This window comes from Arthrobacter sp. Edens01 (assembly GCF_001307035.1).
Classification (GTDB): domain Bacteria; phylum Actinomycetota; class Actinomycetes; order Actinomycetales; family Micrococcaceae; genus Arthrobacter_B.
Window position 1 is genome coordinate 692,876 of record NZ_LKIU01000005.1, and the last position, 24,839, is coordinate 717,714.

Annotated in this window: 19 protein-coding genes, 1 tRNA gene and 3 rRNA genes; 18 read left to right on the forward strand and 5 right to left on the reverse strand. The window is 62.2% G+C overall.

What is annotated here, in order from left to right:
- The first annotated feature begins 305 nt into the window (after window positions 1-305).
- The 5 genes from AO716_RS09430 (at window position 306) to AO716_RS09450 (ending at window position 5,618) form a co-directional block, all read left to right on the forward strand.
- Window positions 306-3,442: ribosomal RNA gene (locus tag AO716_RS09430) — 23S ribosomal RNA — on the forward strand.
- A 240-nt stretch (window positions 3,443-3,682) separates the two neighbouring features.
- A 5S ribosomal RNA gene (gene rrf / locus AO716_RS09435) occupies window positions 3,683-3,799 on the forward strand.
- Window positions 3,800-4,585: 786 nt separating this feature from the next.
- Window positions 4,586-4,702, forward strand: a 5S ribosomal RNA gene (gene rrf, locus AO716_RS09440).
- A 114-nt stretch (window positions 4,703-4,816) separates the two neighbouring features.
- Window positions 4,817-5,464 carry a TMEM175 family protein gene (locus AO716_RS09445; RefSeq protein WP_055240640.1) on the forward strand — a complete coding sequence of 216 codons (648 nt, stop codon included), beginning with the start codon at window positions 4,817-4,819 and terminating at the stop codon, window positions 5,462-5,464.
- Window positions 5,465-5,530: 66 nt separating this feature from the next.
- Window positions 5,531-5,618, forward strand: a tRNA-Ser gene (locus AO716_RS09450).
- Between the two features lie 65 nt (window positions 5,619-5,683).
- On the opposite strand, the gene AO716_RS09455 is transcribed toward AO716_RS09450, so the two are convergent.
- Both AO716_RS09455 and AO716_RS09460 read right to left on the reverse strand, forming a co-directional pair.
- Window positions 5,684-8,152 (reverse strand): FtsX-like permease family protein, encoded by a 2,469-nt coding sequence (locus AO716_RS09455; RefSeq protein ID WP_055240641.1) that lies wholly within the window; start codon window positions 8,150-8,152, stop codon window positions 5,684-5,686.
- A gap of 1 nt (window position 8,153) precedes the next feature.
- Window positions 8,154-8,909: an ABC transporter ATP-binding protein gene (locus AO716_RS09460; RefSeq protein ID WP_055240642.1), complete on the reverse strand. Its 756-nt coding sequence runs from the start codon at window positions 8,907-8,909 to the stop codon at window positions 8,154-8,156.
- 143 nt (window positions 8,910-9,052) lie between these two features.
- Here AO716_RS09460 and AO716_RS09465 point away from each other — a divergent pair, with 143 nt between their 5' ends.
- Both AO716_RS09465 and AO716_RS09470 read left to right on the forward strand, forming a co-directional pair.
- Window positions 9,053-10,507, forward strand: coding sequence for a sensor histidine kinase (locus tag AO716_RS09465; protein WP_082413459.1), 1,455 nt, complete (start codon window positions 9,053-9,055; stop codon window positions 10,505-10,507).
- Window positions 10,495-11,139: a response regulator gene (locus AO716_RS09470; RefSeq protein WP_055240644.1), complete on the forward strand. Its 645-nt coding sequence runs from the start codon at window positions 10,495-10,497 to the stop codon at window positions 11,137-11,139. The genes AO716_RS09465 and AO716_RS09470 overlap by 13 nt, the downstream gene beginning before the upstream one ends.
- A gap of 84 nt (window positions 11,140-11,223) precedes the next feature.
- On the opposite strand, the gene AO716_RS09475 is transcribed toward AO716_RS09470, so the two are convergent.
- Complete coding sequence (locus AO716_RS09475) at window positions 11,224-11,856, reverse strand: TetR/AcrR family transcriptional regulator (protein ID WP_082413460.1); 633 nt, start codon at window positions 11,854-11,856, stop codon at window positions 11,224-11,226.
- Window positions 11,857-11,905: 49 nt separating this feature from the next.
- On the reverse strand, window positions 11,906-12,265 hold the full coding sequence (locus tag AO716_RS09480; RefSeq protein WP_055240646.1) for a cupin domain-containing protein: 360 nt from the start codon (window positions 12,263-12,265) through the stop codon (window positions 11,906-11,908).
- A 267-nt stretch (window positions 12,266-12,532) separates the two neighbouring features.
- On the opposite strand from AO716_RS09480, the gene AO716_RS09485 reads away from it, so the two are divergent.
- From AO716_RS09485 to AO716_RS09495, 3 genes are read left to right on the forward strand one after another with little or no spacing between them, the layout of a single operon-like run.
- Window positions 12,533-13,396, forward strand: coding sequence for an SDR family oxidoreductase (locus tag AO716_RS09485; protein WP_055240647.1), 864 nt, complete (start codon window positions 12,533-12,535; stop codon window positions 13,394-13,396).
- Window positions 13,397-13,414: 18 nt separating this feature from the next.
- Window positions 13,415-15,073, forward strand: a complete 1,659-nt coding sequence (locus AO716_RS09490) for a class I adenylate-forming enzyme family protein (RefSeq protein WP_055240648.1) — start codon at window positions 13,415-13,417, stop codon at window positions 15,071-15,073.
- Between the two features lie 8 nt (window positions 15,074-15,081).
- Window positions 15,082-16,314 carry a beta-ketoacyl-[acyl-carrier-protein] synthase family protein gene (locus AO716_RS09495; protein ID WP_055240649.1) on the forward strand — a complete coding sequence of 411 codons (1,233 nt, stop codon included), beginning with the start codon at window positions 15,082-15,084 and terminating at the stop codon, window positions 16,312-16,314.
- A gap of 82 nt (window positions 16,315-16,396) precedes the next feature.
- On the opposite strand, the gene AO716_RS09500 is transcribed toward AO716_RS09495, so the two are convergent.
- Window positions 16,397-17,086, reverse strand: coding sequence for a DsbA family protein (locus AO716_RS09500; RefSeq protein WP_055240650.1), 690 nt, complete (start codon window positions 17,084-17,086; stop codon window positions 16,397-16,399).
- A 395-nt stretch (window positions 17,087-17,481) separates the two neighbouring features.
- On the opposite strand from AO716_RS09500, the gene AO716_RS09505 reads away from it, so the two are divergent.
- From AO716_RS09505 to AO716_RS09540, 8 genes are all read left to right on the forward strand, one after another.
- Window positions 17,482-19,203 carry a hypothetical protein gene (locus tag AO716_RS09505; protein ID WP_055240651.1) on the forward strand — a complete coding sequence of 574 codons (1,722 nt, stop codon included), beginning with the start codon at window positions 17,482-17,484 and terminating at the stop codon, window positions 19,201-19,203.
- Window positions 19,204-19,959, forward strand: coding sequence for an IclR family transcriptional regulator (locus AO716_RS09510; RefSeq protein WP_055240652.1), 756 nt, complete (start codon window positions 19,204-19,206; stop codon window positions 19,957-19,959). It begins immediately after the preceding gene.
- A gap of 164 nt (window positions 19,960-20,123) precedes the next feature.
- Complete coding sequence (locus tag AO716_RS09515; protein WP_160317920.1) at window positions 20,124-20,639, forward strand: hypothetical protein; 516 nt, start codon at window positions 20,124-20,126, stop codon at window positions 20,637-20,639.
- Window positions 20,640-20,648: 9 nt separating this feature from the next.
- Window positions 20,649-21,611, forward strand: a complete 963-nt coding sequence (locus AO716_RS09520) for a dipeptidase (protein WP_055240654.1) — start codon at window positions 20,649-20,651, stop codon at window positions 21,609-21,611.
- Window positions 21,608-22,441, forward strand: a complete 834-nt coding sequence (locus AO716_RS09525; protein WP_082413461.1) for an ABC transporter ATP-binding protein — start codon at window positions 21,608-21,610, stop codon at window positions 22,439-22,441. The genes AO716_RS09520 and AO716_RS09525 overlap by 4 nt, the downstream gene beginning before the upstream one ends.
- Complete coding sequence (locus AO716_RS09530) at window positions 22,438-23,289, forward strand: ABC transporter permease (protein WP_055240655.1); 852 nt, start codon at window positions 22,438-22,440, stop codon at window positions 23,287-23,289. The genes AO716_RS09525 and AO716_RS09530 overlap by 4 nt, the downstream gene beginning before the upstream one ends.
- A 33-nt stretch (window positions 23,290-23,322) precedes the next feature.
- Window positions 23,323-24,396: an ABC transporter substrate-binding protein gene (locus AO716_RS09535; RefSeq protein ID WP_055240656.1), complete on the forward strand. Its 1,074-nt coding sequence runs from the start codon at window positions 23,323-23,325 to the stop codon at window positions 24,394-24,396.
- Between the two features lie 23 nt (window positions 24,397-24,419).
- The gene (locus AO716_RS09540; RefSeq protein WP_082413463.1) at window positions 24,420-24,746 is read left to right on the forward strand and encodes a RidA family protein; all 327 of its coding nucleotides are present in this window, start codon (window positions 24,420-24,422) and stop codon (window positions 24,744-24,746) included.
- The last annotated feature ends 93 nt before the right edge of the window (window positions 24,747-24,839 follow it).

A 24,839-nucleotide genomic window follows, 5' to 3' on the forward strand; every position in this document is an offset into this window, starting at 1 on the left:
TTGGGGGTTGGAAAGCGGGTTCGGGGTCATGGCCCGGGGGTTATCGTTTGGCACACTGTTGGGTCCTGAGGCAACAGGATCTGTTGTTTCTGGTTTTTCCTGCGCATGCCGGAGGCCGGCTGGTGGTTCCCCTTGCGGGGTGCCTGGTCTGGTGGATGGGTGTGACGGGGTTGTTGTTTGAGAACTACATAGTGGACGCGAGCATCTTAAAAATTATTAAGTGCAATTTCAGATAAACCTGGTGACCGGTCTTGTACTGGTTTTCCGTGGTTTTCTCGATAGCGATATTAATTGTTGATCTTTGTGGTCAAGTTTTTAAGGGCACACGGTGGATGCCTTGGCATCAGGAGCCGAAGAAGGACGTAGGAATCTGCGATAAGCCTGGGGGAGTTGATAACCGAGCGTTGATCCCAGGATGTCCGAATGGGGAAACCCCGCCCGGCGCGCGAGTGACCGGGTGACCCGCATCTGAACACATAGGGTGCGTGGAGGGAACGCGGGGAAGTGAAACATCTCAGTACCCGCAGGAAGAGAAAACAACAGTGATTCCGTTAGTAGTGGCGAGCGAACGCGGAAGAGGCTAAACCAGTGGTGTGTGATAGCCGGCGGGCGTTGCATCACTGGGGTTGCGGGACTTTCCGTATCAGTTCTGCCGGACTGGTGAAGTGAGTGCAGGTGCATAGGTGAACTGGTTTGAAAGCCAGGCCGTAGAGGGTGTTAGCCCCGTAACCGGAATGTATGCTGCCGCTTGGAGAGGATCCCAAGTAGCACGGGGCCCGAGAAATCCCGTGCGAATCTGCCAGGACCACCTGGTAAGCCTAAATACTCCCTGATGACCGATAGCGGACAAGTACCGTGAGGGAAAGGTGAAAAGTACCCCGGGAGGGGAGTGAAATAGTACCTGAAACCGTGTGCCTACAAACCGTTGGAGCAGCTCTGATTGCTGTGACAGCGTGCCTTTTGAAGAATGAGCCTGCGAGTTAGTGTTACGTCGCGAGGTTAACCCGTGTGGGGAAGCCGTAGCGAAAGCGAGTCTGAATAGGGCGAGTGAGTGGCGTGATCTAGACCCGAAGCGGAGTGATCTACCCATGGCCAGGTTGAAGCGACGGTAAGACGTCGTGGAGGACCGAACCCACTTCAGTTGAAAATGGAGGGGATGAGCTGTGGGTAGGGGTGAAAGGCCAATCAAACTCCGTGATAGCTGGTTCTCCCCGAAATGCATTTAGGTGCAGCGTTGCGTGTTTCTTGCCGGAGGTAGAGCTACTGGATGGCCGATGGGCCCTACAAGGTTACTGACGTCAGCCAAACTCCGAATGCCGGTAAGTGAGAGCGCAGCAGTGAGACTGTGGGGGATAAGCTTCATAGTCGAGAGGGAAACAGCCCAGACCACCAACTAAGGCCCCTAAGCGTGTGCTAAGTGGGAAAGGATGTGGAGTTGCCCAGACAACCAGGAGGTTGGCTTAGAAGCAGCCATCCTTGAAAGAGTGCGTAATAGCTCACTGGTCAAGTGATTCCGCGCCGACAATGTAGCGGGGCTCAAGTACACCGCCGAAGTTGTGGCATTCAGATTTTTGGTAAGCCTTCGTGGTTCAGCCGTCTGGATGGGTAGGGGAGCGTCGTGTGGGCAGTGAAGCTGCGGTGTAAACCAGTGGTGGAGCCTACACGAGTGAGAATGCAGGCATGAGTAGCGAAAGACGGGTGAGAAACCCGTCCGCCGAATGATCAAGGGTTCCAGGGTCAAGCTAATCTGCCCTGGGTAAGTCGGGACCTAAGGCGAGGCCGACAGGCGTAGTCGATGGACAACGGGTTGATATTCCCGTACCGGCGAAGAACCGCCCATACTGAACGGGGGAAACTAACCGCCCGAAACCTGCCCGTGCACCCTTGTGGTGTTCCGGGTTTTGGTGGAGCGCGGGACCGTATCCCGGGAGGTAAGCGTATTAACAGGTGTGACGCAGGAAGGTAGCCGGGCCAGGCGATGGTTGTCCTGGTCTAAGGATGTAGGGTCAGTGATAGGCAAATCCGTCACTGTGTCTTGGATGACGAACCTGAGATCTGATGGGACCCCCGAACGGGGGAATCCGGTGATCCTATGCTGCCTAGAAAAGCATCGGCGCGAGGTTCCAGCCGCCCGTACCCCAAACCGACACAGGTGATCAGGTAGAGAATACCAAGGCGATCGAGAGAATTATGGTTAAGGAACTCGGCAAAATGCCCCCGTAACTTCGGGAGAAGGGGGGCCTGCCCCGTGATGGAAACTTGCTTTCCGGAGCGGGTGTGGGCCGCAGAGACCAGGGGGAAGCGACTGTTTACTAAAAACACAGGTCCGTGCGAAGTCGCAAGACGATGTATACGGACTGACTCCTGCCCGGTGCTGGAAGGTTAAGAGGACCGGTTAGCCCTTACGGGCGAAGCTGGGAATTTAAGCCCCAGTAAACGGCGGTGGTAACTATAACCATCCTAAGGTAGCGAAATTCCTTGTCGGGTAAGTTCCGACCTGCACGAATGGAGTAACGACTTCCCCGCTGTCTCAACCATAAACTCGGCGAAATTGCAGTACGAGTAAAGATGCTCGTTACGCGCAGCAGGACGGAAAGACCCCGAGACCTTTACTATAGTTTGGTATTGGTGTTCGGTGTGGCTTGTGTAGGATAGGTGGGAGACTGTGAGACCCGGACGCCAGTTCGGGTGGAGTCATCGTTGAAATACCACTCTGGTCATACTGGATATCTAACTTCGGCCCGTAATCCGGGTCAGGGACAGTGCCTGATGGGTAGTTTAACTGGGGCGGTTGCCTCCTAAAGAGTAACGGAGGCGCCCAAAGGTTCCCTCAGCCTGGTTGGCAATCAGGTGTCGAGTGTAAGTGCACAAGGGAGCTTGACTGTGAGAGAGACATCTCGAGCAGGGACGAAAGTCGGGACTAGTGATCCGGCGGTACATTGTGGAATGGCCGTCGCTCAACGGATAAAAGGTACCTCGGGGATAACAGGCTGATCTTGCCCAAGAGTCCATATCGACGGCATGGTTTGGCACCTCGATGTCGGCTCGTCGCATCCTGGGGCTGGAGTAGGTCCCAAGGGTTGGGCTGTTCGCCCATTAAAGCGGTACGCGAGCTGGGTTTAGAACGTCGTGAGACAGTTCGGTCCCTATCCGCTGCGCGCGCAGGAAATTTGAGAAGGGCTGTCCTTAGTACGAGAGGACCGGGACGGACGAACCTCTGGTGTGTCAGTTGTACTGCCAAGTGCATCGCTGATTAGCTACGTTCGGATGGGATAACCGCTGAAAGCATCTAAGCGGGAAGCCTGCTTCAAGATGAGATTTCCATGCACCTTGTGTGTGAGAGGCCCCCAGCCAGACCACTGGGTTGATAGGCCGGATGTGGAAGCGGGGACTAAAGACCCGTGAAGCTGACCGGTACTAATAGGCCGATAACTTACACCACACATATCCTGGGCAGAACACGACTTCAAACGGTTCCGCCAAAGAAGGGGTATGAAGATCATGCTGCTTGCGTCCACTATGTGGTTCCCAACCAACAACCCGCGTCGTTGTTGAGTGAGGGAACACCACAATTGAATACACGCCACCACCCTCATACCAGGGGACCGGTGGCGTCCGGTACCACGTACCCCACAATTTTACCCACCCCTGCTACTACAGAGGGGGTTCGGGTTGGAAGGGTTACGGCGGTCATTGCGCGGGGGAAACGCCCGGTCCCATTCCGAACCCGGAAGCTAAGACCCGCAGCGCCGATGGTACTGCACCCGGGAGGGTGTGGGAGAGTAGGTCACCGCCGGACAACCATTAATGTTTCAGGCCCCGCAACGCTGCGAGGGCCTGAAACACTTTAACAAGCAAAACAGTATTCGGGCCTGCACATGTGTGCGGGCCTTCCGTGTCTTACATCCCGCCCCTGGCATACCTCCAAGTGCCGGGCCCGGGGTTCCCACACTCTGTGACACCTGTCCACCTGGGGGACCACAGCAGATAACACGTGTCACGACGGCTGGGAACGGCGGGCCGGCGTTCCCAGCCGGCGGCCCGCACCGCGGCCAAGCATGCCAACCCGGGCCTCGGCGGCCCGGCATTCCCACCTTCAGTTACACATGACCACTCGTGGGACCACACGGGTTAACAGGAGCACCACAGCGTGGGAACCACGGCCAGAAGGAGCCTAACCGCCCCCAAGCGGGTCTCCTGGGGAGCGACACCTCGTCCCTGCCCTGCCCTGCCCTGCCCTGCCCTGTCCCTGGCCCCGGCTCCCACCCGGCTCACGCCCCGCCCCGCCAGGGGCCCCCGCCCCGCCCAAGCCCCGGCCTACGGCTCCCGCCGGGACCCCCCGCCCCGCCCAAGCCCCGGCTCACGTCCCGCCCCGCCAGGGGGCCCCGCCCAAGCCCCGGCCTCCGGCCCCCGCCTGGCCCCGGCCTACGGCCCCCGCCCCCGGCACACGGAATCAGGGAGTGGTCAAAGCACCCCGCGAAACAGGGTAAGATAGTAGAGCATCACCGCCGCAGAGGGCTTCCGGAAACGGAAACAGGAAGCGGCGCGTGACCCAGGTTTTCCCGCGCAAGCGAGGACAAAGGGTTACGGCGGTCATTGCGTGGGGGAAACGCCCGGTCCCATTCCGAACCCGGAAGCTAAGACCCACAGCGCCGATGGTACTGCACTCGGGAGGGTGTGGGAGAGTAGGTCACCGCCGGACATACCGTAAAGAGAAGGATCCGTACAAAGACGTACGGGTCCTTTTCTGTTTATCCCCGCCCTCTGCGCAGGGGCAGGCTTACCGGGGCCCGGGTGGGTGGAACAGACTGTGTGAATGACGGAGAACAGCGGCTCCCTCAAACGCGGGCTCGACTCCGGGCCGGACATTGAACGCACCATGTTCTTCAGCGATGCGGTGTTTGCTATCGCCATGACTCTGCTGGCCGTGGATATCAAGGCTCCGGACGTTCCTTCCGACCAGCTGGGCCAGGCCATCCTGGACCAGCGACCGGAATTCTTCGCCTACGCCCTCTCCTTCGCCGTTGCCGGAGCCTACTGGCTGAGCCACCACCGCCTGTTCCGCCTCCTGAAAGGCTTCACCGGCGGCCTGCAGCGGCTGAACCTGCTGCTGCTGTTCTTCGTGGCACTGCTGGCCTACGCCACGGACATGTTGGCGCTGCACGATGACACCAGCCTCGGCGTCGTTATTTACGCGGCGGCACTGGGGCTGATCGGGTCGGTAAACACGCTCATGTGGTCCTACTGCCGCCGGCATGGGCTCTTCCGGGACGACGTGAATCCCGGCCTGCTCCAATATGCCCGCGTCCGGGCGCCGATCACACCCGCCGTCTTCCTCCTGTCGATTCCCATTGCCCTGGTGAGCCCTTCTGCGGCGGAGTACTCCTGGTTGTCCATCCTCGTCATCAGCCTGGGACTGCGGCTGGCCGGGAGCCGACGCCGCAAAGCCGCCGCCGGCCCGTAAGGCAGCCGATTCGGTAATTGGTTCAAAGTCCGGTAGTCTTATATCTGCTCTTGACGAGCAAAGCCTGGAGGATTCGCCTAGCGGCCTATGGCGCACGCCTGGAACGCGTGTTGGGTTAACGCCCTCGGGGGTTCAAATCCCCCATCCTCCGCCAGATGAGAGATCATCACCAGAAACGCCCCGGTCCATGACCGGGGCGTTTCTGTTTGTCCGGGCAGATCAGCTGTGCTCCGTCCGCAGGGCGAACCGGGTGGCCGCGGCAACTGCTCCTATCCCCAGCAGCGCAGTCCCTCCCGCCAGTGCCAGGTACACGAACGGCTGGATCGTAGGCACGGGCTGCCCCGAGACATTCAGGGCGATGCCCATCAGCGGCGGCAGCGGCAGGACAGTACCGACTACGACGGCGGCAGCCACCATCAGCGCCGACTCCGCGCCCGTCATGCGGCGCAGCTGCCCATCGGTGGCACCGAGCCTGCGCAGCAGCAGCATTTCGGGGCGCCGCCGTGCCGTGGACATTACCAGCGCGTTCCCCACGGAGACGGCCAGATAGCCCAGCAGAATCAGCATGGCAAGAACGTTGACCCATGATTCCGCACTGCGTTCAGCCGATCCTGCCGCGTCCAGCGCCTCGCGGTCCAGGACACTCAGGCCCAGGCCTTCGAGTGCCGAAACCAGCTCGGCAGGGTCGGCATTGGGCGCCGTGAGCAGCAGGTGGCTGTTCAGCCCGGTGGTGGTGTGCGGGAGGAGGGCTGCGTTGTCCATGGCCACGTCGCCGAAGCCGAGTCCGCGTTCGTAGGTTGCGACGACGACGGCATCCCCCCCGGCGCCGTCGCCGAAGTGGAATCCGAACGTGTCCCCGGGAGCCAGCCCGGATTCCCGTGCCAGGGCGGTGCTTACGGCCACCGTCCCGGGTTCGGACAGCCGGTCCAGCGAACCGTCCCGGACTCCCAGGTCCAGAGCCTTGTCCAGGTTTTCGGACGCAATGCCCTGCACACCGACGGGCTGCACGCCGTCGTCCATGCCCAGGAAACGTGTCTGGGCGAGGAGCGCGGAGCTGGCTACCGGCGTCGTTGTTTCGACTCCGGGCAGCGCGGCGACAGTGTCCGTTAGCTCCGGGGCGATCCCGCCGCCGGGGGCGCTGACCAGGTAGCCGGCCACGACGCCGTCGCGGGACTGCCGCTGCGCTTCGGCCTCGACGGTCGTGGGCAGGAAGAACTGCACGGACCCCAGTGACAGGGCAAGGGCGAGAGGGACGATTCCGGCTGCCAGCCGCCGCGGGAATGCCTCGGCACCGGCTCCCGCCAGGACCAGGGACGCGGAACGGCTGCGCCGCAGAAGCGGTGCCACCAGGTTCAGCGCCCCGGTCACAATCCAGGGTCCCAGCACGCCCGCGCCGATCACCAGCAGCAGGATGCTCGACGCCGCGGACGCCAGCCCGGCACTGCCGGGGACAGCAGCGGGCAGCAGCGCCGCAACCAGCCCGGCGCCGAGCAGCAAGAGTCCGGTAATAATGCGCCCGCGGCCCAGCCGGCCGGACTCCGTAACGGCCTCACGCAGCGCCGTCACGGGGGCCGCCCGAACCGTGCCGCGGGCGGAGACCAGCGATGCGCCCACGGCAGCTGCAACACTGAGCAGCACGGCACCGGCCGCCGGCAGCGGACTGAACGCCAACTGGAATCCTTCCGGAATCACACCGGCTGCGGTGAACTGTCCGCCAAGGAAGCCCGCAAGCCAGAATCCGGGAATCGCCCCCAGCACGGCTGCGGCCGTGGCAACCAGCAGGACTTCACGGACCACCAGGCCCAGGGTCTGGCCTGCCCCCGCGCCGATGGCCCGCAGCATGGCGAACTCGCGCCGTCGGGAAAGGATTGAAAGCGAGAGGGTTCCGGCGGTCACGAAGACGGCTGTCATCGCGGCGATTCCGGCCATCGAACCGCTGAGCAGCAGCAGCATTGACCGGGCTCCGGCTCCGCCCAGGTTCTCCACATCGCCGCGCCCGTCGCCGGTGTAGCTGACGACGCCGGAGATTGCGGCTTCGATGTCCGCCGCCAGCTGTGCCGGGTTGACTCCGGGTTCGGCGAGCACACCGACCGTAGCCACCGAACCGGCGTGCGGCCACAGCACTGCCGCGCCGGTGGTGCTGAGGAAGACCGCCGGGTTGCTCCCGTCCACCGGCGCCGCGGTGCCGGACACGGTGTACTCGGTCGGAATACCTCCGTGGCTCAGCACGATGCGGCTGCCCGGGGCTGCGTTGAAGGACGCGTCAACTACTGCCTCATCCGGGGCCTGCGGGGGTTCCCCGGCCGTGAGGTCATAGGGAGCCAGGGCTGCTGATTCCCAGGCTGCAGCCACCACAGGGTCCCCTTCGGCAGTGGCCAGCGGGATCTCCATGTTGCCGACAGCGCTGCGGACGCCGGGGATTGCCTCGATCTCCTCCACTGTCGTGGTAGGCAGCAGGACCCGTTCGGGAAACACTGCCGGAAGGTCCTCCGGGACCGGGATGGACTGAGGTGCCCCAACTACGACGTCGGCGGCCTGCAGTCGCTGCGGAGAGGTGCCGCCGCGGAGCCCGGATTCGATCAGCACGCCCAGGGCAGTGATGAGTGCAGCGCACAGGAATACGGCAATGAACACACCGGCGAAGCCGCCGCGGTGGTGCCGGATGGATGCTTTGGCGAGGGTCAGCATGTCAGTTTCCTCCGAGGTAGGCCATGCGGTCGGAGACGTCGCGGGCAGAGGCGCCGTCCATGCTGCCGTCGATGCGTCCGTCGGCGAGGAACACCACGGTGTCCGCGTAGCTGGCTGCCACCGGGTCGTGGGTTACCATCACCACGGTCTGGTTCAGGGCCGAGACTGTGTGCCGCAGCAGCTGCAGGACCTGGCGTGCCGTGCCGGAGTCCAGTGCCCCGGTTGGTTCATCAGCGAAGACCACGTCCGGGCGGGTGATCAGGGCCCGGGCAATGGCGGCGCGCTGCTGCTGGCCGCCGGAGAGTTCCTGCGGTTTCCGCTCGCCCAGGCCTGTCAGCCCGACGGCGTCGAGCACGTACTGCAGCCAGGCATTGTCCGTTCCGCGTCCGGCCAACAGCAGCGGCAGCGTCACATTCGCCGTTACTGAAAGCTGCGGAAGCAGGTTGTACGACTGGAACACGAAGCCCACGTGGTCCCGCCGGAAGCGGGTAAGTGCCTTGCCCCGCAGCCGGGAAATCTCGGTGCCCCCTAACCGCACCTGACCGGCGTCGGGCACATCCAGGCCCGCCGCGGACTGCAGCAGCGTACTTTTGCCGGATCCGGACGGACCCATCACAGCGGTGAAGGTACCGGCCGGCACGGCCAGGGACACCTCGCTGAGGGCTGCCACCGTGGTGCTGCCGGTGCGGTAGTCCTTCGAGACGCCGGTCAGCTCCAGGGCTGCCGGACCGGGAAATTGGGATGAGTCGGAGTACATGGTGAGTGTCCTTTGAGTGGTGGCTGGGGAACTGCTTTCGACGCTACGCAGCGCCGGAGACGGTTCCGATACAGCCAGCAGCCCAGTTCATGGTGTAGCTGGCTATACCGACAGGCGACGGCTGCTCGGGCATAATCGAGCAGATGAGGCCATCCCAAGCCGGTCTGCGGACCCGTGCCGCAGACGCGGTGTTCCTGCTGCGAGAAGCCGCCTACTGGCTGGCTTCGCTGGGGATCCTGGTGGCCGGGATCGTACTGCTGCCCTTCCTGTCCCTGGGCATAGGTCTGTATGCGCTTCCCGGTGTGCTGGGAACGCTGGACCTGCTGGCGGCCCGTGCACAGGGGAGGTCCGCCGGGTTCGCCGGGGCCGTGATTCCCTTTGACCGCCGGCGCCTGCGCGGGCGGTATTCCTTTGGTGAACTCGCATCGCTCGTAACGGCGCCGGAAACGAAGCGCGACCTGTCCTGGCTGCTCTTCAATGCCGCGTTTGCACTGGTCGCAGGTGTGCTGGCCCTGGCTTTGCCTCTCGGAGCGCTGCTGTACCTGGTGGTGTCTCCGTTGTGGCTGCTGTTTCCGGCGGATGCTCCGCTGGAAATGACGATCACCATTACCAGCTGGCCGGCTGCGTTCCTGGGCATGCTGCTTGGCGTCGCCTACGCCGTCCTGGCCTGGCTGCTGCTGCCGTGGATGGCCCGCCGGCTCAGCGAGGGAACACTCGCGATCCTCTCCCCGCGGCGCTACGACGAACTTTCCCGCCGGATCCAGGACCTCTCCGCAGCCCGCGCGAGTGCCCTCGCCGCCCATGCCGCCGAGCTGCGGAGGATTGAACGGGAACTGCACGACGGCGCACAGAACCGGCTGGTGGGAGTCGTCATGATGCTGGGGCTGGCACAGCGTGCCGCCGAGACGGATCCAGCGGCGGCTGTGCCGTTTCTTGAGCGGGCGCAGGATGCTGCGTCGGAGGCCCTGGCCGGACTCCGTGCGGCCGTGCATGACATTTATCCGCCCGTGCTGGACGAGCTAGGACTTGGCGGAGCGGCTTCGGCGCTGACCAGCCGGTCGCCCATTCCCTGCAGTCTGGACGTGGCCGGCCTGCTGCGGGCACCGGCTGCGGTGGAATCCGCCGCCTACTTTGTCCTGGCCGAAGCACTGACCAACGCGGCGAAGCATTCCGGTGCGTCGCGCATCGAGGTGGTGCTGCGCACCGAATCGACGTCCCGGGAGGATGTGCTGGTGGTCGAGGTGACCGACGACGGACGCGGCGGAGCTGCCGTGGCCCCGGCGGGCGGCGTCGGGGTGGCTGCGGCTGGGGCTGATACCGGTGCCGGTACTGGTGCCGGCGCAGCCCGGCGTGGCGCGGACGGCACTCTCCACACGGCTGGTGCCGGCAGTTTCGGTGCGGCCGGTGGCGACAGCGATCTGGGAACGGGCGCGGGTGCCGTGGCGGCCGCCGTCGACGTCGGCACTGGTGACGCCGGGTCCGGGACCGGGCTGGCCGGGATCGCGCGGCGTGCTGCCGCGTTTGGCGGCAGGCTGGTGCTTAGCAGTCCCCGCGGAGGACCGACGAAAGTTAGGGTGGAGCTGCCTTGCGCGTTCTGATTGCCGAAGATGACGCCCTGCTGCGCGCAGGCCTTGAACTGCTGCTGAAGGGCGAAGGGTTCGAGGTTGCCGGGTCCTGGAATAACGCCGATGACCTTCTTGCGGCCTTTGAGCCGGGAACGGCCGACGCCGCGGTGCTGGATGTTCGCATGCCTCCCACCTTTACAAACGAAGGCCTGCGGGCTGCGCTCGAACTCCGGTCCCGGGTACCGGACTTCCCCGTGCTGGTCCTTTCTGCCTATGTGGAGGACAGGTACGCCACCCGGCTGCTGGGATCCGGCGCCCAGGGCGTGGGATACCTGCTCAAGGAGCGCGTGGGAAAGGTGGGCGACTTCGTCGATGCCCTGCGCCGGGTGGCGGACGGCGGCACCGTGATGGACCCCGAGGTCATTGCGCAGCTCTTCAGCCGGCGCAGCAACCAGGACCCCATCCGCTCCCTGACCCCGCGCGAGTTCGAAGTCCTGGGGCTCGTGGCCGAGGGACTGGGGAACACCGCGATAGCGCAGGCTATTTCCGTTTCGGAGACTGCGGTGAGCAAACACATTGGCAACATTTTCGCGAAACTGGGGCTCGCGCCGTCGGACACCGGGCACCGCCGCGTCCTCGCGGCCCTGGCGTACCTGCGGTCCTGATCCCCTTGTCCATCGAGAAGACAGTTACGGCTCTTTTCAGCCCGCTAAAGAGCCGTAACTGTCCTCTCGATGAGTGGGGGGCGGTTACGCCCTAACCGGCCTGAACAGCCGCTCGGCCAGCAAAACCGCACGGCGTTCGAGCAGCGCCGGGTCGTCCGGAACCAGCGAGGACGCGATTTCGTACTCGTACCCGTCGAAGAAGGCCAGGAAGATCGCTACCAGATCGTCCACGGAGCCGGAACCAGAGCCGGCATCGGAGTCTAGGGCGAGCGATCCGTCCTGAACACCGCGCCCGACGGCGGCACGAACGTGCGCGTCCCACAGCACATATACGCTGTCCAGGCGCTCGCGGAGCTCGGGGTGCCGGCGGGCGAGGCTGGACATTTCAAGCCACAGCAGGCCCCGGCCGTGCAGGCTCGGCATCCCGCAGACCACGCCGATCATGCCGCGGAGCTCTTCCCACGGGCTGAGGAGGGACGGGTCCAGGGACGCGAAATGCTCCACCAGCGCGCCGCTGGCATGGCCAAGCGCTTCGCCCAGAAGCTGCTCCCTGGTTCCGAAGTAGTGCTGAATAACACCGATGGAGACACCGGCCACTTCGCTGACGTCCCGCAGCCGGGTGGCCTCGTAACCGTGCCGGGAGATGCACTCGAGTGATGCCTCGAGGATCACCCGCCTCTTTTCTTCCTTGCCGCGGGCCATCCGCTCCTGCTCCATCCCGGGACGGGAGCCGTCGTCCGTCCCTCCCCAACTCTACGTACGCAGCCTAGCTGTACATGACGTAGACCTTGGACAGCCGTTCAGTGACGTTCCAGGTGCCGGTCCAGCCCTGCGGGAAAACAGCGAGGTCGCCCGGACCGACTTCCTTGGGCTCTTCGCCGTCGCGCTGGACCGTCATCCGGCCGCCGAGCACGTAGATGACCTCGCCGCCGTCGGAGAAGTCCCACCGGGACAGGCCGGTTGCGGTTTCCCATGTGCCCGCGTGGATTGTTTCCTCCTCGGTGGAGAACAGGTTGTAGGTCTTGGTCTCGATCTCCGCGCCCAGCGGGTCCGCCAGCGGAAGCGCGAGGGGCTCCACTTCCTTCTCGGACTCTTCAACCTGGGCGATGCTGCGGACGATTGCCATGCGGGCTCCTCGGGTAGTCTCCAAAACCAATATTCCAATATTGGTTTTCTCAAGGTAGTGAGTCGTTGCAGCACCGCCAACTTCATTACGTACCGTGCACCCTTGACGCAGCACCGGCGCGGGATAACGATTTACGGACCAAGGGGGTCTGCTGACAGGCCGGATTACTCCGGAACAGGACTCCGCCCGGTTCCCGGATACCCGTTTGGGAACCGCAGCCCGAACTTCGAGACGCCGGCGCCGGGTTCACGGTGCGGAAGGTTGCCCGTGGAAGATCCCCAGGAGTCCGAAGACGTCCGGCAGCGCGTGCACGAAGGCAAAATCGCCCTGGTCACCGGCGCGTCCCGGGGTATCGGAAGGCGGGTGGCTGAGCGGCTCGCAGCGCAGGGGGCGCAGGTGGTGATCGGCTACCGGAAGAACGCGGACCTGGCCAAGGAAACCGTGGCGGAGCTGCAGCGGGTGGGCGGCGGAGGGCTGGCGGTGCAGGCGGACATCGAAAACCCCGAGGACATTGTCCGGTTGTTCGACGCCGCAGCCGCCGAGTACGGACGCCTGGACTACTTCGTGAACAACGCCGCCGCGGCCGCGTTCAAGAAGGTGGTGGATCTCAAGACCCACCATCTGGATCGCGCCTACGCCGTGAATGTGCGGCCCTTTGTGCTCGGCGCGCAGGAGGCAGTGAAACTGATGGACGACGGCGGCAGGATCGTGGCGCTGACTTCTTACGGGAGCGTGCGGGCCTTTCCTACCTACGCGGCACTGGGCTCCTACAAGGCCGCCGTCGAATCCTTTGTCCGGTTTATGGCCGTGGAGTTCGCCGGCTACGGGATCAACGTCAACGCCGTGAACGGCGGGCTGATCGACTCCGACTCGCTCGAGTACTTCTACACCATGGACGGCATGGCCCCGATGGACAGCGTGATTTCCCGCATCCCCAAGCGCCGCCCCGGCACCGTGGACGAAATGGCCGCCACCGTGGACTTCCTGCTCTCCCCGGGAGCCGAGTACATCACCGGGCAGTCCCTGGCCGTGGACGGCGGCCTGTCCGTAATCGCCCCGCCGTTCTTCAGTGAAACCACACCCCCAGTAGCGCTTCCCGAGCGTCCACGGCGGCCGCATCCCGAAGACTGACGGAAAGGACAGAACCCAATGCCATACGATGCAGGGCGGTTCAAGGACTACTTCGAATCCCAGATGACCTACGGCGCCGGATTCCGGCGCAACGTCGCCCGGTACGGCAGCGCCGTCGCCATGATCGATCCACCCACCGGACGCCAGTGGACCTACGCCCGGCTGGGTGCCGACGTCGACCGCTGTGCCGCGATGCTGGCCGAACACGGCGTGCGCGCAGGGGACCGGGTGATGTACCAGCTCTTCAACGGCGTCGAATTCGCGCTGCTTTACCTGGCCGCCCACAGGCTGGGCGCGATCAGCGTGCCCATCAACTACCGGCTCGCTCCGGGGGAAACCGCGCACATCCTGCGGGACAGTGAACCGTCGGTGTTTATTGTCGACGCCGAGTGCGCGGCGTCCGCGGCACAGGCGCTGGAGCTGTCCGGCGCCACACCGCACATCTTGGTGGTGGGCCAGGCTGACCTGCCGCAGGGCTGGGAGAACTTCGACGCCGCGCTGCAGGCTGCCTCCGGGTCGGTCCCGGAACTGCCGGCGGACTACTCCGCCTACGACGAGTCCACCCGGCTGTACACCTCGGGCACTACGGGCATGCCCAAGGGCGTGTCCCTGCCCTCGCTGGCGGAACTCATGAGCGCGCACGACGTGATCATGCACTTCCCGCTCAGCCCGCAGGACCGGACCCTGAACATGACCCCCTGGTTCCACCGTGGCGGGCTGCACTCGGGTGGACCGAATCCGTCCTTCTACATCGGTGCAGGAGTAGTGCCGCTGCGCAGCTTCAATCCCTCCACAGTGCTGGACTGGGTGGGGGAGTACAGGCTGACGTTCCTGATCGGCGCGCCCACCACGCTGGAGATGATCGCCGCGGAGCAGGAGAAACAGCCGCGGGACATCTCCACGCTCAAGGGCATTGTGACCATGGGGGCGCCGCTGGACCGGGCGGCGGCGCTGCGGTACCAGGAGCTGCTGACCCCGCGGATCTTCAACGGCTACGGCACCACCGAAGCCTTTTGGAACACCTTCCTGCGCCCCGAGGACCTGCCCGCCCGGGCCGGCACCGCAGGTCGGTCCTGCACGGATGACGACGTCGCCGTCGTCAAGGTCTTCCCGGACCGGCGCGGCCGGCCGGATGAGCTGGCCGCCCAGGATGGTACCGAGGCCGGGGAGGTGATCATGCGCTCGCCGAAGGCCGGGTACAGCTACGTGAATCTGCCGGGTGTGGAGGAGGAGAAGTTCTTCGAGGGGTGGCTGTATCCCGGGGACATGGCCACCTGGGATGAGGACGGCTTTGTGACGATCCTGGGCCGCAAGGACGACATGATCATTTCCGGCGGCGAGAACATCCATCCGGTGCAGGTCGAGGGTGTGCTCGCGGAACACCCTGAGGTGCTGGATTCAGTGGTGGTGGGTGTCCCGGATTCGCAGTGGGGGCAGCGCGTGGTGGCGTATGTCGTGCCGCGCAGTGAGGATGCGACGGCGGATGCGCTGGAGGAGTTCTGCCTGTCCCATCCCGGCCTGGCCGACTATAAGCGCCCGCGCGCCTACCGGTTCGTGGACTCGGTGCCGCTGACCGCGACCGGCAAGAAGATGCACTTCAAACTGGCCGAAACAGCTGCGGAGGATCTGGGCGCCGGGCGGCTGATTGCTCCGGGCGCCGCGGTGGCGAGGGAGTGAGGGACGGGATGAGCGAACGGGTGGTCATCACCGGGATGGGGGCGCAGACTCCGCTCGGTGGGTCGTGGCCGCTGACCTGGGAGGCGCTCAAGGAAGGCAAGTCCGGCGTAGACCGGATTACCGCCTTCGACGCTTCCGAGTTCCCGACACGGATCGCTGCCGAGGTGAAGGGCTTCGACCCCGCGGCCTGGCTGCCGGTAAAGCGGATCAACCGGTCGTCGCGGGCGTCGCAGCTCGCCGTTGCGGCGGCCCGGGAAGCAGCGGCCGACGCCGGTTTCGGCACCACGCTGGAGGAGCTCGACGCCGCCGTCGTTATCAACAGCGCCGTCTCTGGATATCCGGAGGTGCAGGATGCCACCCGGCTGTTCGACGCCCAGGGCATCCGGCCGGTCAGCCCGAGTTTCGTGGCGTCGTCGCTCACCAATATGCCGGCCTGCGAAGTCGCGATCGACCTCGCCGTACACGGTCCGGTGAATGCCAGCGCGCTCGCCTGCGCCAGCGGAACGCACGCCCTGTTGGAGGCGCGGCGCACGCTGCTGGCGGGGGACGCCGACGTCGTAATTGCCGGTGGAACGGATGCCGCGATCACGCCGGTGATGTTCGCAGGGCTGACCACCATGCGCGGCCTCTCGCGGAGCAATGACGTGCCGCAGGAGGCATCGCGCCCGTTCGACGTCGAGAGGGACGGGTTTGTGTTCGGCGAGGGTGCGGTGGTGTGTGTGATGGAGACGCTGGAGCACGCCCGTGCCCGCGGCGCCCGGGTGTACGCCGAGGTGCTCGGCGGGGCGATGACGTCCGACGCGTTCCACATTGTGGCGCCGGAGCCGAGCGGAAAGTATGCGGCCGAGGCGATTTCCCGGACGCTGGCGCAGGCCCGGTTGGACCCGGGGGAGGTGGATCTGGTCTGCGCGCACGGCACGTCAACGAAGGCCAATGACCGGACGGAAACGTTGGCGCTGCACTCCGTGTTCGGCGAGCATGCCGGGTCCCTGGCGGTGACGGCCCCGAAGTCGATGACCGGGCACCTGATTGGAGCCGCCGGAACGCTGGCGTCGCTGCTGTGTGCCATGTCGATCGTTGAAGGCGTGGTTCCGCCGACGATCAACTACACGACGCCGGACCCGGAATGCGACCTGGACTATGTGCCCAACACTGCGCGGGAGCAGGAAGTGCAGTATGCCGTGACGAATGCGTTCGGGTTCGGCGGGCAGAACTGTGTGGTGGCGTTCGGGCGGGTTTAGGCCTTACCCCCTCCGCGAGATGACAGAAACTGCACGATAGAGGCCCTCTAACGTGCAGTTTCTGTCATCTCGGTGAAGGCTATTAGCGGCCGAGGGCGGCGTCGAGCTGTTCCTGGATCTCGCTGTAGGCGCCTGTCGAAAGCTGGATTTCCTTACCGTCCAGCAGCAGCGTTGGGGTGTGCTGGATCGAGAGGTCCTGGGCGTCCTGCAGGTCGCGGGCCACACGGTCCTTAATGGCGTCCGAGTTGTAGTCGGCTTCGAACTGCTCCATGTTCAGGCCGAGCTCTTCGGCGTAGCCGGCAAAGACATCGTCCACGCTGGACTCGGTCTTCCAGTCCTGCTGGTGCTCAAAGACCTTGGCGGCCATCTGCTCCATGGCACCCTGTTCGGCTGCGGCTTCCACGGCGCGGGCGGAGGGCTCGGCGTTCTGGTGCTTGGGCAGCGGGTAGTTCCGCACCACGATCTGCACCTGGTCGCCGTAGTCCGCCTTGGCCTGCTGGATCAGAGTGTCCATCATGGCGCAGTAGGGGCACTGGTAATCGGTGAACAAGACCAGCGTGGCCTGCGGGTCTGCAGGGTTGGTGATGGTCCGGGCGTCGGCGGGGACCAGCTTGTCCTGCTGGTCTGCCGGGATCGAGAATTCCGCGGGGGCGCTGGTGGAGGTTGATGCTGAGGGGGACTCAGCGGGGGATTCTGCGGACGTGCCGCAGGAAACGATTCCGCCGCTAACCAGCAGCCCGGCAATGACTAGTGAGGGTACAACCCTGCGCATAGTTCCTTTCCTGGGTTGAGGAAGCGCGCAGCTCTAGGCGCGCAGGTAGTACGGAATGGGAAGTTTGTTTTCCCTTTAAATGTTTCCACCAGCCACAGGGGGACTGGAAGGCGGTTGCCGCGTGATCTTGCTCCACCGAGTTTGTGGCCGGGGCTACTGATGGTTCGTTTGGCCTGCAGACATTGCCCTCGGGCCTCTCTTTGTGAAGGGTTCCAACGCGGCCAACCGCTAGTTCTGCCGCCTCATGTGCCCAATTCCCGGAGTTGGAATGAAGGCCCCTCGAAAAAACTCCTTGTGGGACGCGAATCACGGTGCTAGGTTCTTGTCACTTCTAGAGGATCAGGTCCTTGTATATAGGACATTCACCTTCTTCGGACAACCAATCAAGGACGTTCATGAGTGCCGCCGTTACACAACAAAGACAAGCGCAACAGATTATGCATCCCCGGTGGCTAGGGGCCTTGCAGCCGAACAGGCTCAGTGCCGCCCGCAGCTTCGTAGCAAAGATGGTTCGGGAACATTGGGACATCCAGCTGGTCAATACCGAGGTGGATCGCCTGGGCAACGGCACCTTGATCTACAGGCTCGACACTCCGGGCGGTGTCATGTCATTTGTCGCATTCGTGTCTGAACCCCGTTCAGTCAATCGGACCTCCAGAATCATCGGGTCCAGTTGGGACATGTTGGGCAGCCTAATGGATGGCGAACCTGACTTGGACCGAATCGAACAGAACCGTCGCGAATTGCCCAAGCTCTATGCCGGCAGAGCTCCAGAAGGGACCCTGACATGGTTCCGCGCCAACCAAAGCACGCGCCTCTTCGAACATGTCCGTGAGTGCCTTGCCGCCGGGCGACAGCCGAGCAAAGAACTGGTTGCCGAAGTGGGCTACCTGATGCGTAACACAGGCCTCGACGGAAATGGCACTTTTGGCACTCGAGACTTCCGGGAACTCGGCCCAGGCCACCCGCTTTCCACTCCCTATCACGCCCAAATGCTGTCCGCGTACCTGATGCGAGAGGTCTCCATTGACTTGGTACAGCACCTAGCAAAACTTGATCATGAAGGAGCGGCGCTACTCGCCCCAGATATCCGCCGGAGTATCGCCATTGGCAACGGATCGGCATTGGGCCTGGTCCTATTTACCTTCAATCGGCCGCATCTGATCGGTACTCTCATTGAACGATACGAAAAGGCGCTGTCTCACGCTCTAGACCTCCCGCTCGCAAGCGACGATCCCGCTTGGGATCGTCTGGAGGCTTTGGTCAACCGCTCAATTCTCTACCGTCAGCAGGATCTCGGTCGTTATGTGACGTTGCCTAGCGGCCCGCAGATATCCTCGGAACTCCGCTTTGTAAAGCGTCTTATTGACGCTGCACGTGGCGGGGGGTACCCTCTACCGCTCCGGGCGCTTGAGGAATCAATGGCCGGACGTGTCCTTCCGGAAACGATCGAGACCATTCACTCCATACTCTTGGAGCTGGACCCAGCGGCGACAGATAGGTTCATGGTCACTGCGGCGCTCGATGAGAGTCTTTTAACCGACGGTGCGCAGCGCATTGCGGCCCTCCGGCAAAGTATTCGACAGAATTTCTCTTGGGCAGTAGATATCCAACTCGCTTCTGCAGATGAGGCCTCACGCGTTTGGTACAAGTCCAGGGATTCTGAGGAACCGCGGTGCGGGCCCTCAAATGAGGTCCCCGAAGGCACCATTGACCTCTCCTTTGACATTCCACGAGAGATACAACGCCTGCTGCGAAGAATTGACCAAGATAGCCGACTCACGACTGTCGGCGCACTGTTAGTGGCAGACCCGACCCTTGAGCAAATCGTTGCTCACGTGCAGAATTTGGCCGATCTTCCGTATGCCATCCCTCGTATGGACATTAAAGATGATTACCTGGTGCCCGTTCACCTCATCCACTTGCTCAACGGGTTTGCTTTCGGCGTAGATAAGACCGTCGACAGGCTCGAGCGTATCTTGCGCGGGGTCATCTTCGAGGGCGCACCCTACCGCGACGAACTGGGCTGTCCCGATGCCGCGGACTGGTACTGGGCTCCACACCACGATTCCTATGTCCTGCCCGTGGTTGAGACAGTCGAGTGGAGCGACAGGTAAATGTCGATCGATAAGACATCAGCCGGGACCAAGCTACTGAGTACCGGTCTTAAAATGCTCCAGCTCATAGATGCGGTGGCTGACTACAAGAACGGCGTGGGAGTCTCCGAACTGGCGCGTCATCTTGGCTGGTCGCGCAACGTCACTCATCAGTACCTGACTAGCGGAGTCGCCGCAGATTGGTTGGTCCAGGGCGAGAATCAAAAATACTCTGTCGGCTTCCACGCCGCGGTAGTGGCTAGGAACGCCTCTCCTCACGGTAGGATCCGTCCACTGTTGCTGGCCGAGATGAACGAGCTAGTGCAGATCGTGAATGCGACGGTGTCTTACGCGGTGCTCGACAAGGAAACTCCGATCGTGATCGACCGCGTCGAACCCAACCGCGCAATCCAGATCAGGAGTGGACTGGAGTCACGTTTCTCACTTCGAACGTCGGCCTCCGGACAAGTGTTCCTAGCCCATGCGCCAGGACTTATTGAGTCTTCAGTTATAGACAGCGATGAGGAGGAACTGCAGGAGATCATCAGGCGTGTCAAGAGTCACGGCGCCTCCCGGGTGCACTCGCGTTGGCTTGGTGACGAGATCATCGCAATAGCGAGCCCTGTGTTCTTGCGGGGGCACTGTGTTGGCGCGTTGAGCGTCATCATGCCCGCCATTCGGAGCGATGCGGACGCTGTCGAGGCTGCTCTGGTTGCCTGCAGCAAATCGATCAACCATCAACTTCTGAACCAACAGAACGGAATGAGCCAGTGGTGAACTCAATCAATCCCGGCGAGGACCATCTCGACGTCGTTGACCTCGAAGTAGTCAACAATGGACCCCTTCTGCTTAAGCGCCGCGAACTCACGCTTATCAGCGAGCGGGTGTTCCAACATTACGGGGTAGCCAACGGTGCTTGGGCCGCAGCCCGTAACAACTTCTTGGACGTTGTCGTGATCCTCAAGGAGGATGCCCTAACAGGCTTAGCAGAGCTCGCAGAATCGTCATCTCCGCTGCACCCCGGTGGCCTGGGCGTTGAGGTTTCGAGTGATGGCCGACGGATCGATGCTCGCCACCAGCACGCGTTGGTCGTAGGAGCCATCGTCGGCAACGCCATTGAATCACAGCTGGCGGACTCCCACACAGTCTCGCTCTCTGTGGTTCATGTCGCTAGCCCCCGGTTCCTCGTCGGGATTGTGCATCGCCTGGCAAGAAGAGGCGTGCAGGTACGGATTGTCGAGGGTGAGAACTCGGCAACCTTCCTAGCCCAGGGGGCGATCCACAGTGCGCAACCATCCAGCCACGGCGATCTCGTGGAAGGGATCACTGCTGCTCCGTCGCTGTGGTGGCCCATCTATAACGCCTCGACCCGCGCGCTAAGCGACGTCACCGAGATATCCCGGTTTCACACTGGCAACACCCCCTCACCTACCGCTCGCCGCCTGGCGATCAAGTAAGGAAACGGCATGTATCTGGATAGCTTGATCTGTTCACGCCTAGACAGGGACGGTCTCAAAGGCCTGGTTGACGGCGGAGTCCGATGTGTCACTGTCACCTGTGGTTTTTGGGAAGACGCAACCGAGTCCATGGATTCGCTTGTCTCCTGGCACCGTCTCATCGCCGACAACTCAGACCTAGCCGGACTAGTCGTTTCTCCAGCCGACGTCGACGCCATCGCTGGCCAGGGCAGGGTGGCCATCATCCTGGGGTTCCAGAACAGTGCATTCCTGCAAGGGCGCCTAGGCTACGTCGAGATGTTCCACAAGATGGGAGTGCGTGTAGCCCAGCTGACTTACAACATCCAAAACGATGTCGGTAGCAGCTGTTATGACCCAGAGGATGCGGGACTGAGCCGGTTCGGCGAAGAAGTGGTGGGGGAAATGAACCGTGTCGGCATGGTGGTAGACCTGTCCCACGTCGGAAACCGCACTTCTCTTGATGCCATCCAGGCCTCGACGAAGCCCGTTGCGGTGACCCACGCTAACTGCTCGGATCTCGTTGATCACCCCCGCAACAAGCCAGCCCACATCCTAAAAGAACTTGCGGGACGCGGCGGCATGGTCGGGCTGACCGTTTATCACAACATCACGCGCGGTTATAACGGGTCCCCGGACCAGTGGGCATCCATGGTGGCCAAGACTGTTGACCTAATCGGTGTTGACCACGTCGGCATTGGCACCGACGACAACCAAGGAGGCGACCCGGCATTTTTGACATGGATGCGCAACGGCCGCTGGAGCTTCCGTGAGCAACTCGGTGCGAGCGTGGGCCCCACGTTTCCACGGAGTGGAAAGACAGATTGGTACAAGGGGCCTGAAGACTTTCATGTGTTTGGCTCAGCCTTGCGGGGGGTTGGGTTCAGTGAAGACGAAACCTGCAAGATCCTCTGGGGAAACTGGAACCGCTTTTATAAGGAGGCCATGAAATGACAGCGCACACTACGGCATTGCCGGACACTAAAGCCACAAATGTCTCGATCCAGTCCGTCACAAAGCGATTTCACCGGGCAGGCAAGACCATCCAGGCATTGGCAGAGACCTCGCTGGATTTCGAGACTGGGAAGTTCGTCTCACTCATAGGACCCAGCGGATGCGGCAAATCCACGCTGCTCAAAATCATGGCGGGGTTAGAACCCGCCACCACTGGGCGTGTAGTTATCGATGGGAAGGTGCTAAGGGGCCCACAGGACGGTGTTAGTGTCGCTTTCCAGAAACCCACCCTCCTTCCCTGGCGCAACGTCATGGACAACCTGCTCCTGCCCATTCAGATTTCCGGTAAGCGCATCGATTCTGACATTCAGGAGCGTGCCAAGCAACTTCTCACGGTAATGGGCTTAGAGGACTTCTCCAGCCATTATCCCCGGGAGCTCTCTGGCGGCATGGAACAACGGGCTGCTATCGCTCGGTCGCTGATATCGAGGCCATCCCTATTGCTCATGGACGAGCCGTTCGGCGCGCTAGACGAGTTTACGCGGGAAGACCTAAACGATGAGCTGCTCTCACTGTGGGCCAGGGAGCCCAAGACACTGGTCTTCGTCACGCACAGTATCTCCGAGGCCGTATACCTTTCCGACCAAATAGTGGTCATGAAGGCGCGTCCCGGAGTAGTCCACGAAGTCATCGATGTGCCACTGGCACGTCCACGGCACAGAAAGATCCGCAACAGCCAGGAGTTTTACGACCTAATCCGCACAGTGCGGATCAGTCTCGAAGAAGCCAAATCGGGTAATAACGCAGAGCAGAAACGGAAGGCACTATGAGCATTCTCGAGAAGCCCTCGCAACCCGCCAGCTCGGGAGCGGTTATGACGACCGCTGTTGATGAAGTGCCTAACCGGCTGGCGCTTACCCTAAGGTCGACATCGCTCCGTGCAGGCATCATCGCGGTGGCCCTGTTAGTCGGTGGGTTCACTCTTTGGACTATTGCGACTGAGAACGAATGGGTGTCCCCGCTAGTGGTTGCTCCGCCCGACGAGGTTGGCAAGGCCCTCGGAGACATGTTTGTCACTGGCGCGGTCTGGAAGAACTTGGGTGCTACCGCATACGTCACACTTATCGGGTTCAGCGTGGCAACCGCAACTGCGCTTCTAGTCAGTTTCGTGTTTGTGTTCTCGGAGTCTCTGCAGAAGGCGATCTACCCGTTTCTAGTCATCATCCAGACCTTCCCAAAGGTAGCCATCGCACCGTTGATCATTGCATCTTTCGGGTACGGACTACTGCCCAAGGTCATCTTGGCAGCTCTGATGGCCTTTTTCCCGATCCTTGTTAACTCCATGGTCGGCTTGACCAACATCAACGCGGACCAGCTCAACCTGTTCAAGTCAATGCGTGCAAATACCTGGCAGGTGCTGTTCAAGCTTAGGATCCCGAATGCCATCAGCTATATCCTGCCGGCCCTGAATACGGCTTTGGTTCTGTCACTCATTGGCACGATCGTCGCGGAGTTCGTCTCCGCCAGACAGGGCCTCGGGTTCGCTATCCAGTCGGCAACCCAAACCGGCAGTGTAGCCACCGTTTATGCGTTGCTCGTCGTGCTCGGAGGCTTCGGCGCGATGATCTGGGTCGTCATGGCCATCCTTAACCGCGTTTTTAGAAACTATAAGCAGTAGGAAGGTCACATCATGAAAACTAGGAATCTCGCTATGCCGTTGGCTGTGCTCGCGGTGAGCGTAGGGCTCACCGGTTGCGGAGACTCAGCCTCTGAAACCGCGGGACTGAGCCGAGTCACTTTCGCGGTCGCGGATCAGTCGTTGAGTGCCACATCAGCCAGCTATGCCACAGTTCCGGGCGCCATGGGCTACTTCGAGGAAGCCGGCCTTGAGGTTGAGATGCAACCGGTCGAAACGGCCCTGGCCGCCATCCAGTCTGTCGCCTCAGGGAACTCGTTTTGCACATACGCGTCGACTTACAGCGCTCTATCCGCCATTAAGGACGACCCGAACCTAGTCATCGTCGGAACAACTACTGGCAATATCTTTAGAGTCATTGCTCCTGAATCGCTGGATATCAAGTCCGCCGGTGATCTCGCCGGCAAGAGCATCGGCGTTTCTTCGTTGACCGGTATAGCCGCCGACATCGCCAGCATTGGCATGCGGAAGGACGGTGTGGAGCCTGAAGAGGACCAGTTTCTGGCAGTAGGATATGGGGCCCAGACGGCACAGGCCTTCAAGAACAACGACATCCAAGCTTACTCCGGATTTGACGGACCAAACATGGTGATCGAATCCCTGCTCGGTGAACCTATGGTAGACGTGGCATCCGAGGCGGATTCGATGACCGGTACCTCGTCCCTGGTTTGCCGTGCTGAGGATGTGGCCGAAAAACCGGACATGGTGACAGGACTGTGGACGGCGTTCTTCAAGGCTTTGGTCTTTTCTAAGGAGAACCCCGAGGCAGCCATAAAAATGCACTGGGAAAAGTTTCCTTCAAGCAAACCCACGCAGGGCGACGAATCAGCAAACCTAGAGCTCGCAACAGGTCAACTGGGTTTGCGCATGGAAACGACTGCGCAGGTGGGATCGGCCGGGTTTTACGGCGAACAGACTCCAGCAGACATGCAGCGCTTGATCGATGAGGGGGTTGAGGGAGGAATCCTCCACGGTTCAACGTCAGACTTTGCATTGAAAAAGATGTTTAACTACGACCTCGTCGAGGGATATAACGATTTCGACGCAGATGCGGTGATTCAGCAGGCGCGAGATTGGGCGGACGAGTGACTAATGCAGTACCGACCCCACCCATGTTCTCTCGTATCGGGGAGATCGTATGGACAGGTGGGCATCTTCCCCGACTTCCCGACGGCACAATCCCGGAGTCTTTCGCGGATCAAGCAAGGTTAGTGCTCGAGAAGATCGCACGGACACTTGAGACGGCCGGTTCCGGTATCGACCGGCTGGTTAAGGTTAATGCCTACCTGTCCGATCTTGATGACCTACCAGAGTTCAACGACATCTATATCAGGTTCCTGAAAGGCTGCCGGCTGCCGGTGAGGACGTCAGTGGAGGTGACCCGTTTCAGGGACGCGTCGAAGCTAGAGATCGAAGTTATCGCGAGTTCCCGCGCATGAGCATGCCTGAGTTTGATGCAGGGCTACTCCTCCAACTGAGGTTCGGAGAGCCTGAAGAGGCGGGTTCAACCTGTCAGGGGCTAACGCTCTAGA

Excerpts from the sequence above, each read along its gene's own strand:
- AO716_RS09505 (WP_055240651.1), top strand. The coding sequence starts at position 17,482 with ATGAGTGCCGCCGTTACACAACAAAGACAAGCGCAACAGATTATGCAT.
- AO716_RS09465 (WP_082413459.1), top strand. The coding sequence starts at position 9,053 with ATGAGGCCATCCCAAGCCGGTCTGCGGACCCGTGCCGCAGACGCGGTG.
- AO716_RS09495 (WP_055240649.1), top strand. The coding sequence starts at position 15,082 with ATGAGCGAACGGGTGGTCATCACCGGGATGGGGGCGCAGACTCCGCTC.
- AO716_RS09535 (WP_055240656.1), top strand. The coding sequence starts at position 23,323 with ATGCCGTTGGCTGTGCTCGCGGTGAGCGTAGGGCTCACCGGTTGCGGA.
- AO716_RS09445 (WP_055240640.1), top strand. The coding sequence starts at position 4,817 with ATGACGGAGAACAGCGGCTCCCTCAAACGCGGGCTCGACTCCGGGCCG.
- AO716_RS09475 (WP_082413460.1), bottom strand. The coding sequence starts at position 11,856 with ATGGAGCAGGAGCGGATGGCCCGCGGCAAGGAAGAAAAGAGGCGGGTG.
- AO716_RS09540 (WP_082413463.1), top strand. The coding sequence starts at position 24,420 with ATGTTCTCTCGTATCGGGGAGATCGTATGGACAGGTGGGCATCTTCCC.
- AO716_RS09500 (WP_055240650.1), bottom strand. The coding sequence starts at position 17,086 with ATGCGCAGGGTTGTACCCTCACTAGTCATTGCCGGGCTGCTGGTTAGC.
- AO716_RS09525 (WP_082413461.1), top strand. The coding sequence starts at position 21,608 with ATGACAGCGCACACTACGGCATTGCCGGACACTAAAGCCACAAATGTC.
- AO716_RS09530 (WP_055240655.1), top strand. The coding sequence starts at position 22,438 with ATGAGCATTCTCGAGAAGCCCTCGCAACCCGCCAGCTCGGGAGCGGTT.
- AO716_RS09460 (WP_055240642.1), bottom strand. The coding sequence starts at position 8,909 with ATGTACTCCGACTCATCCCAATTTCCCGGTCCGGCAGCCCTGGAGCTG.
- AO716_RS09455 (WP_055240641.1), bottom strand. The coding sequence starts at position 8,152 with ATGCTGACCCTCGCCAAAGCATCCATCCGGCACCACCGCGGCGGCTTC.
- AO716_RS09490 (WP_055240648.1), top strand. The coding sequence starts at position 13,415 with ATGCCATACGATGCAGGGCGGTTCAAGGACTACTTCGAATCCCAGATG.
- AO716_RS09520 (WP_055240654.1), top strand. The coding sequence starts at position 20,649 with ATGTATCTGGATAGCTTGATCTGTTCACGCCTAGACAGGGACGGTCTC.
- AO716_RS09480 (WP_055240646.1), bottom strand. The coding sequence starts at position 12,265 with ATGGCAATCGTCCGCAGCATCGCCCAGGTTGAAGAGTCCGAGAAGGAA.
- AO716_RS09510 (WP_055240652.1), top strand. The coding sequence starts at position 19,204 with ATGTCGATCGATAAGACATCAGCCGGGACCAAGCTACTGAGTACCGGT.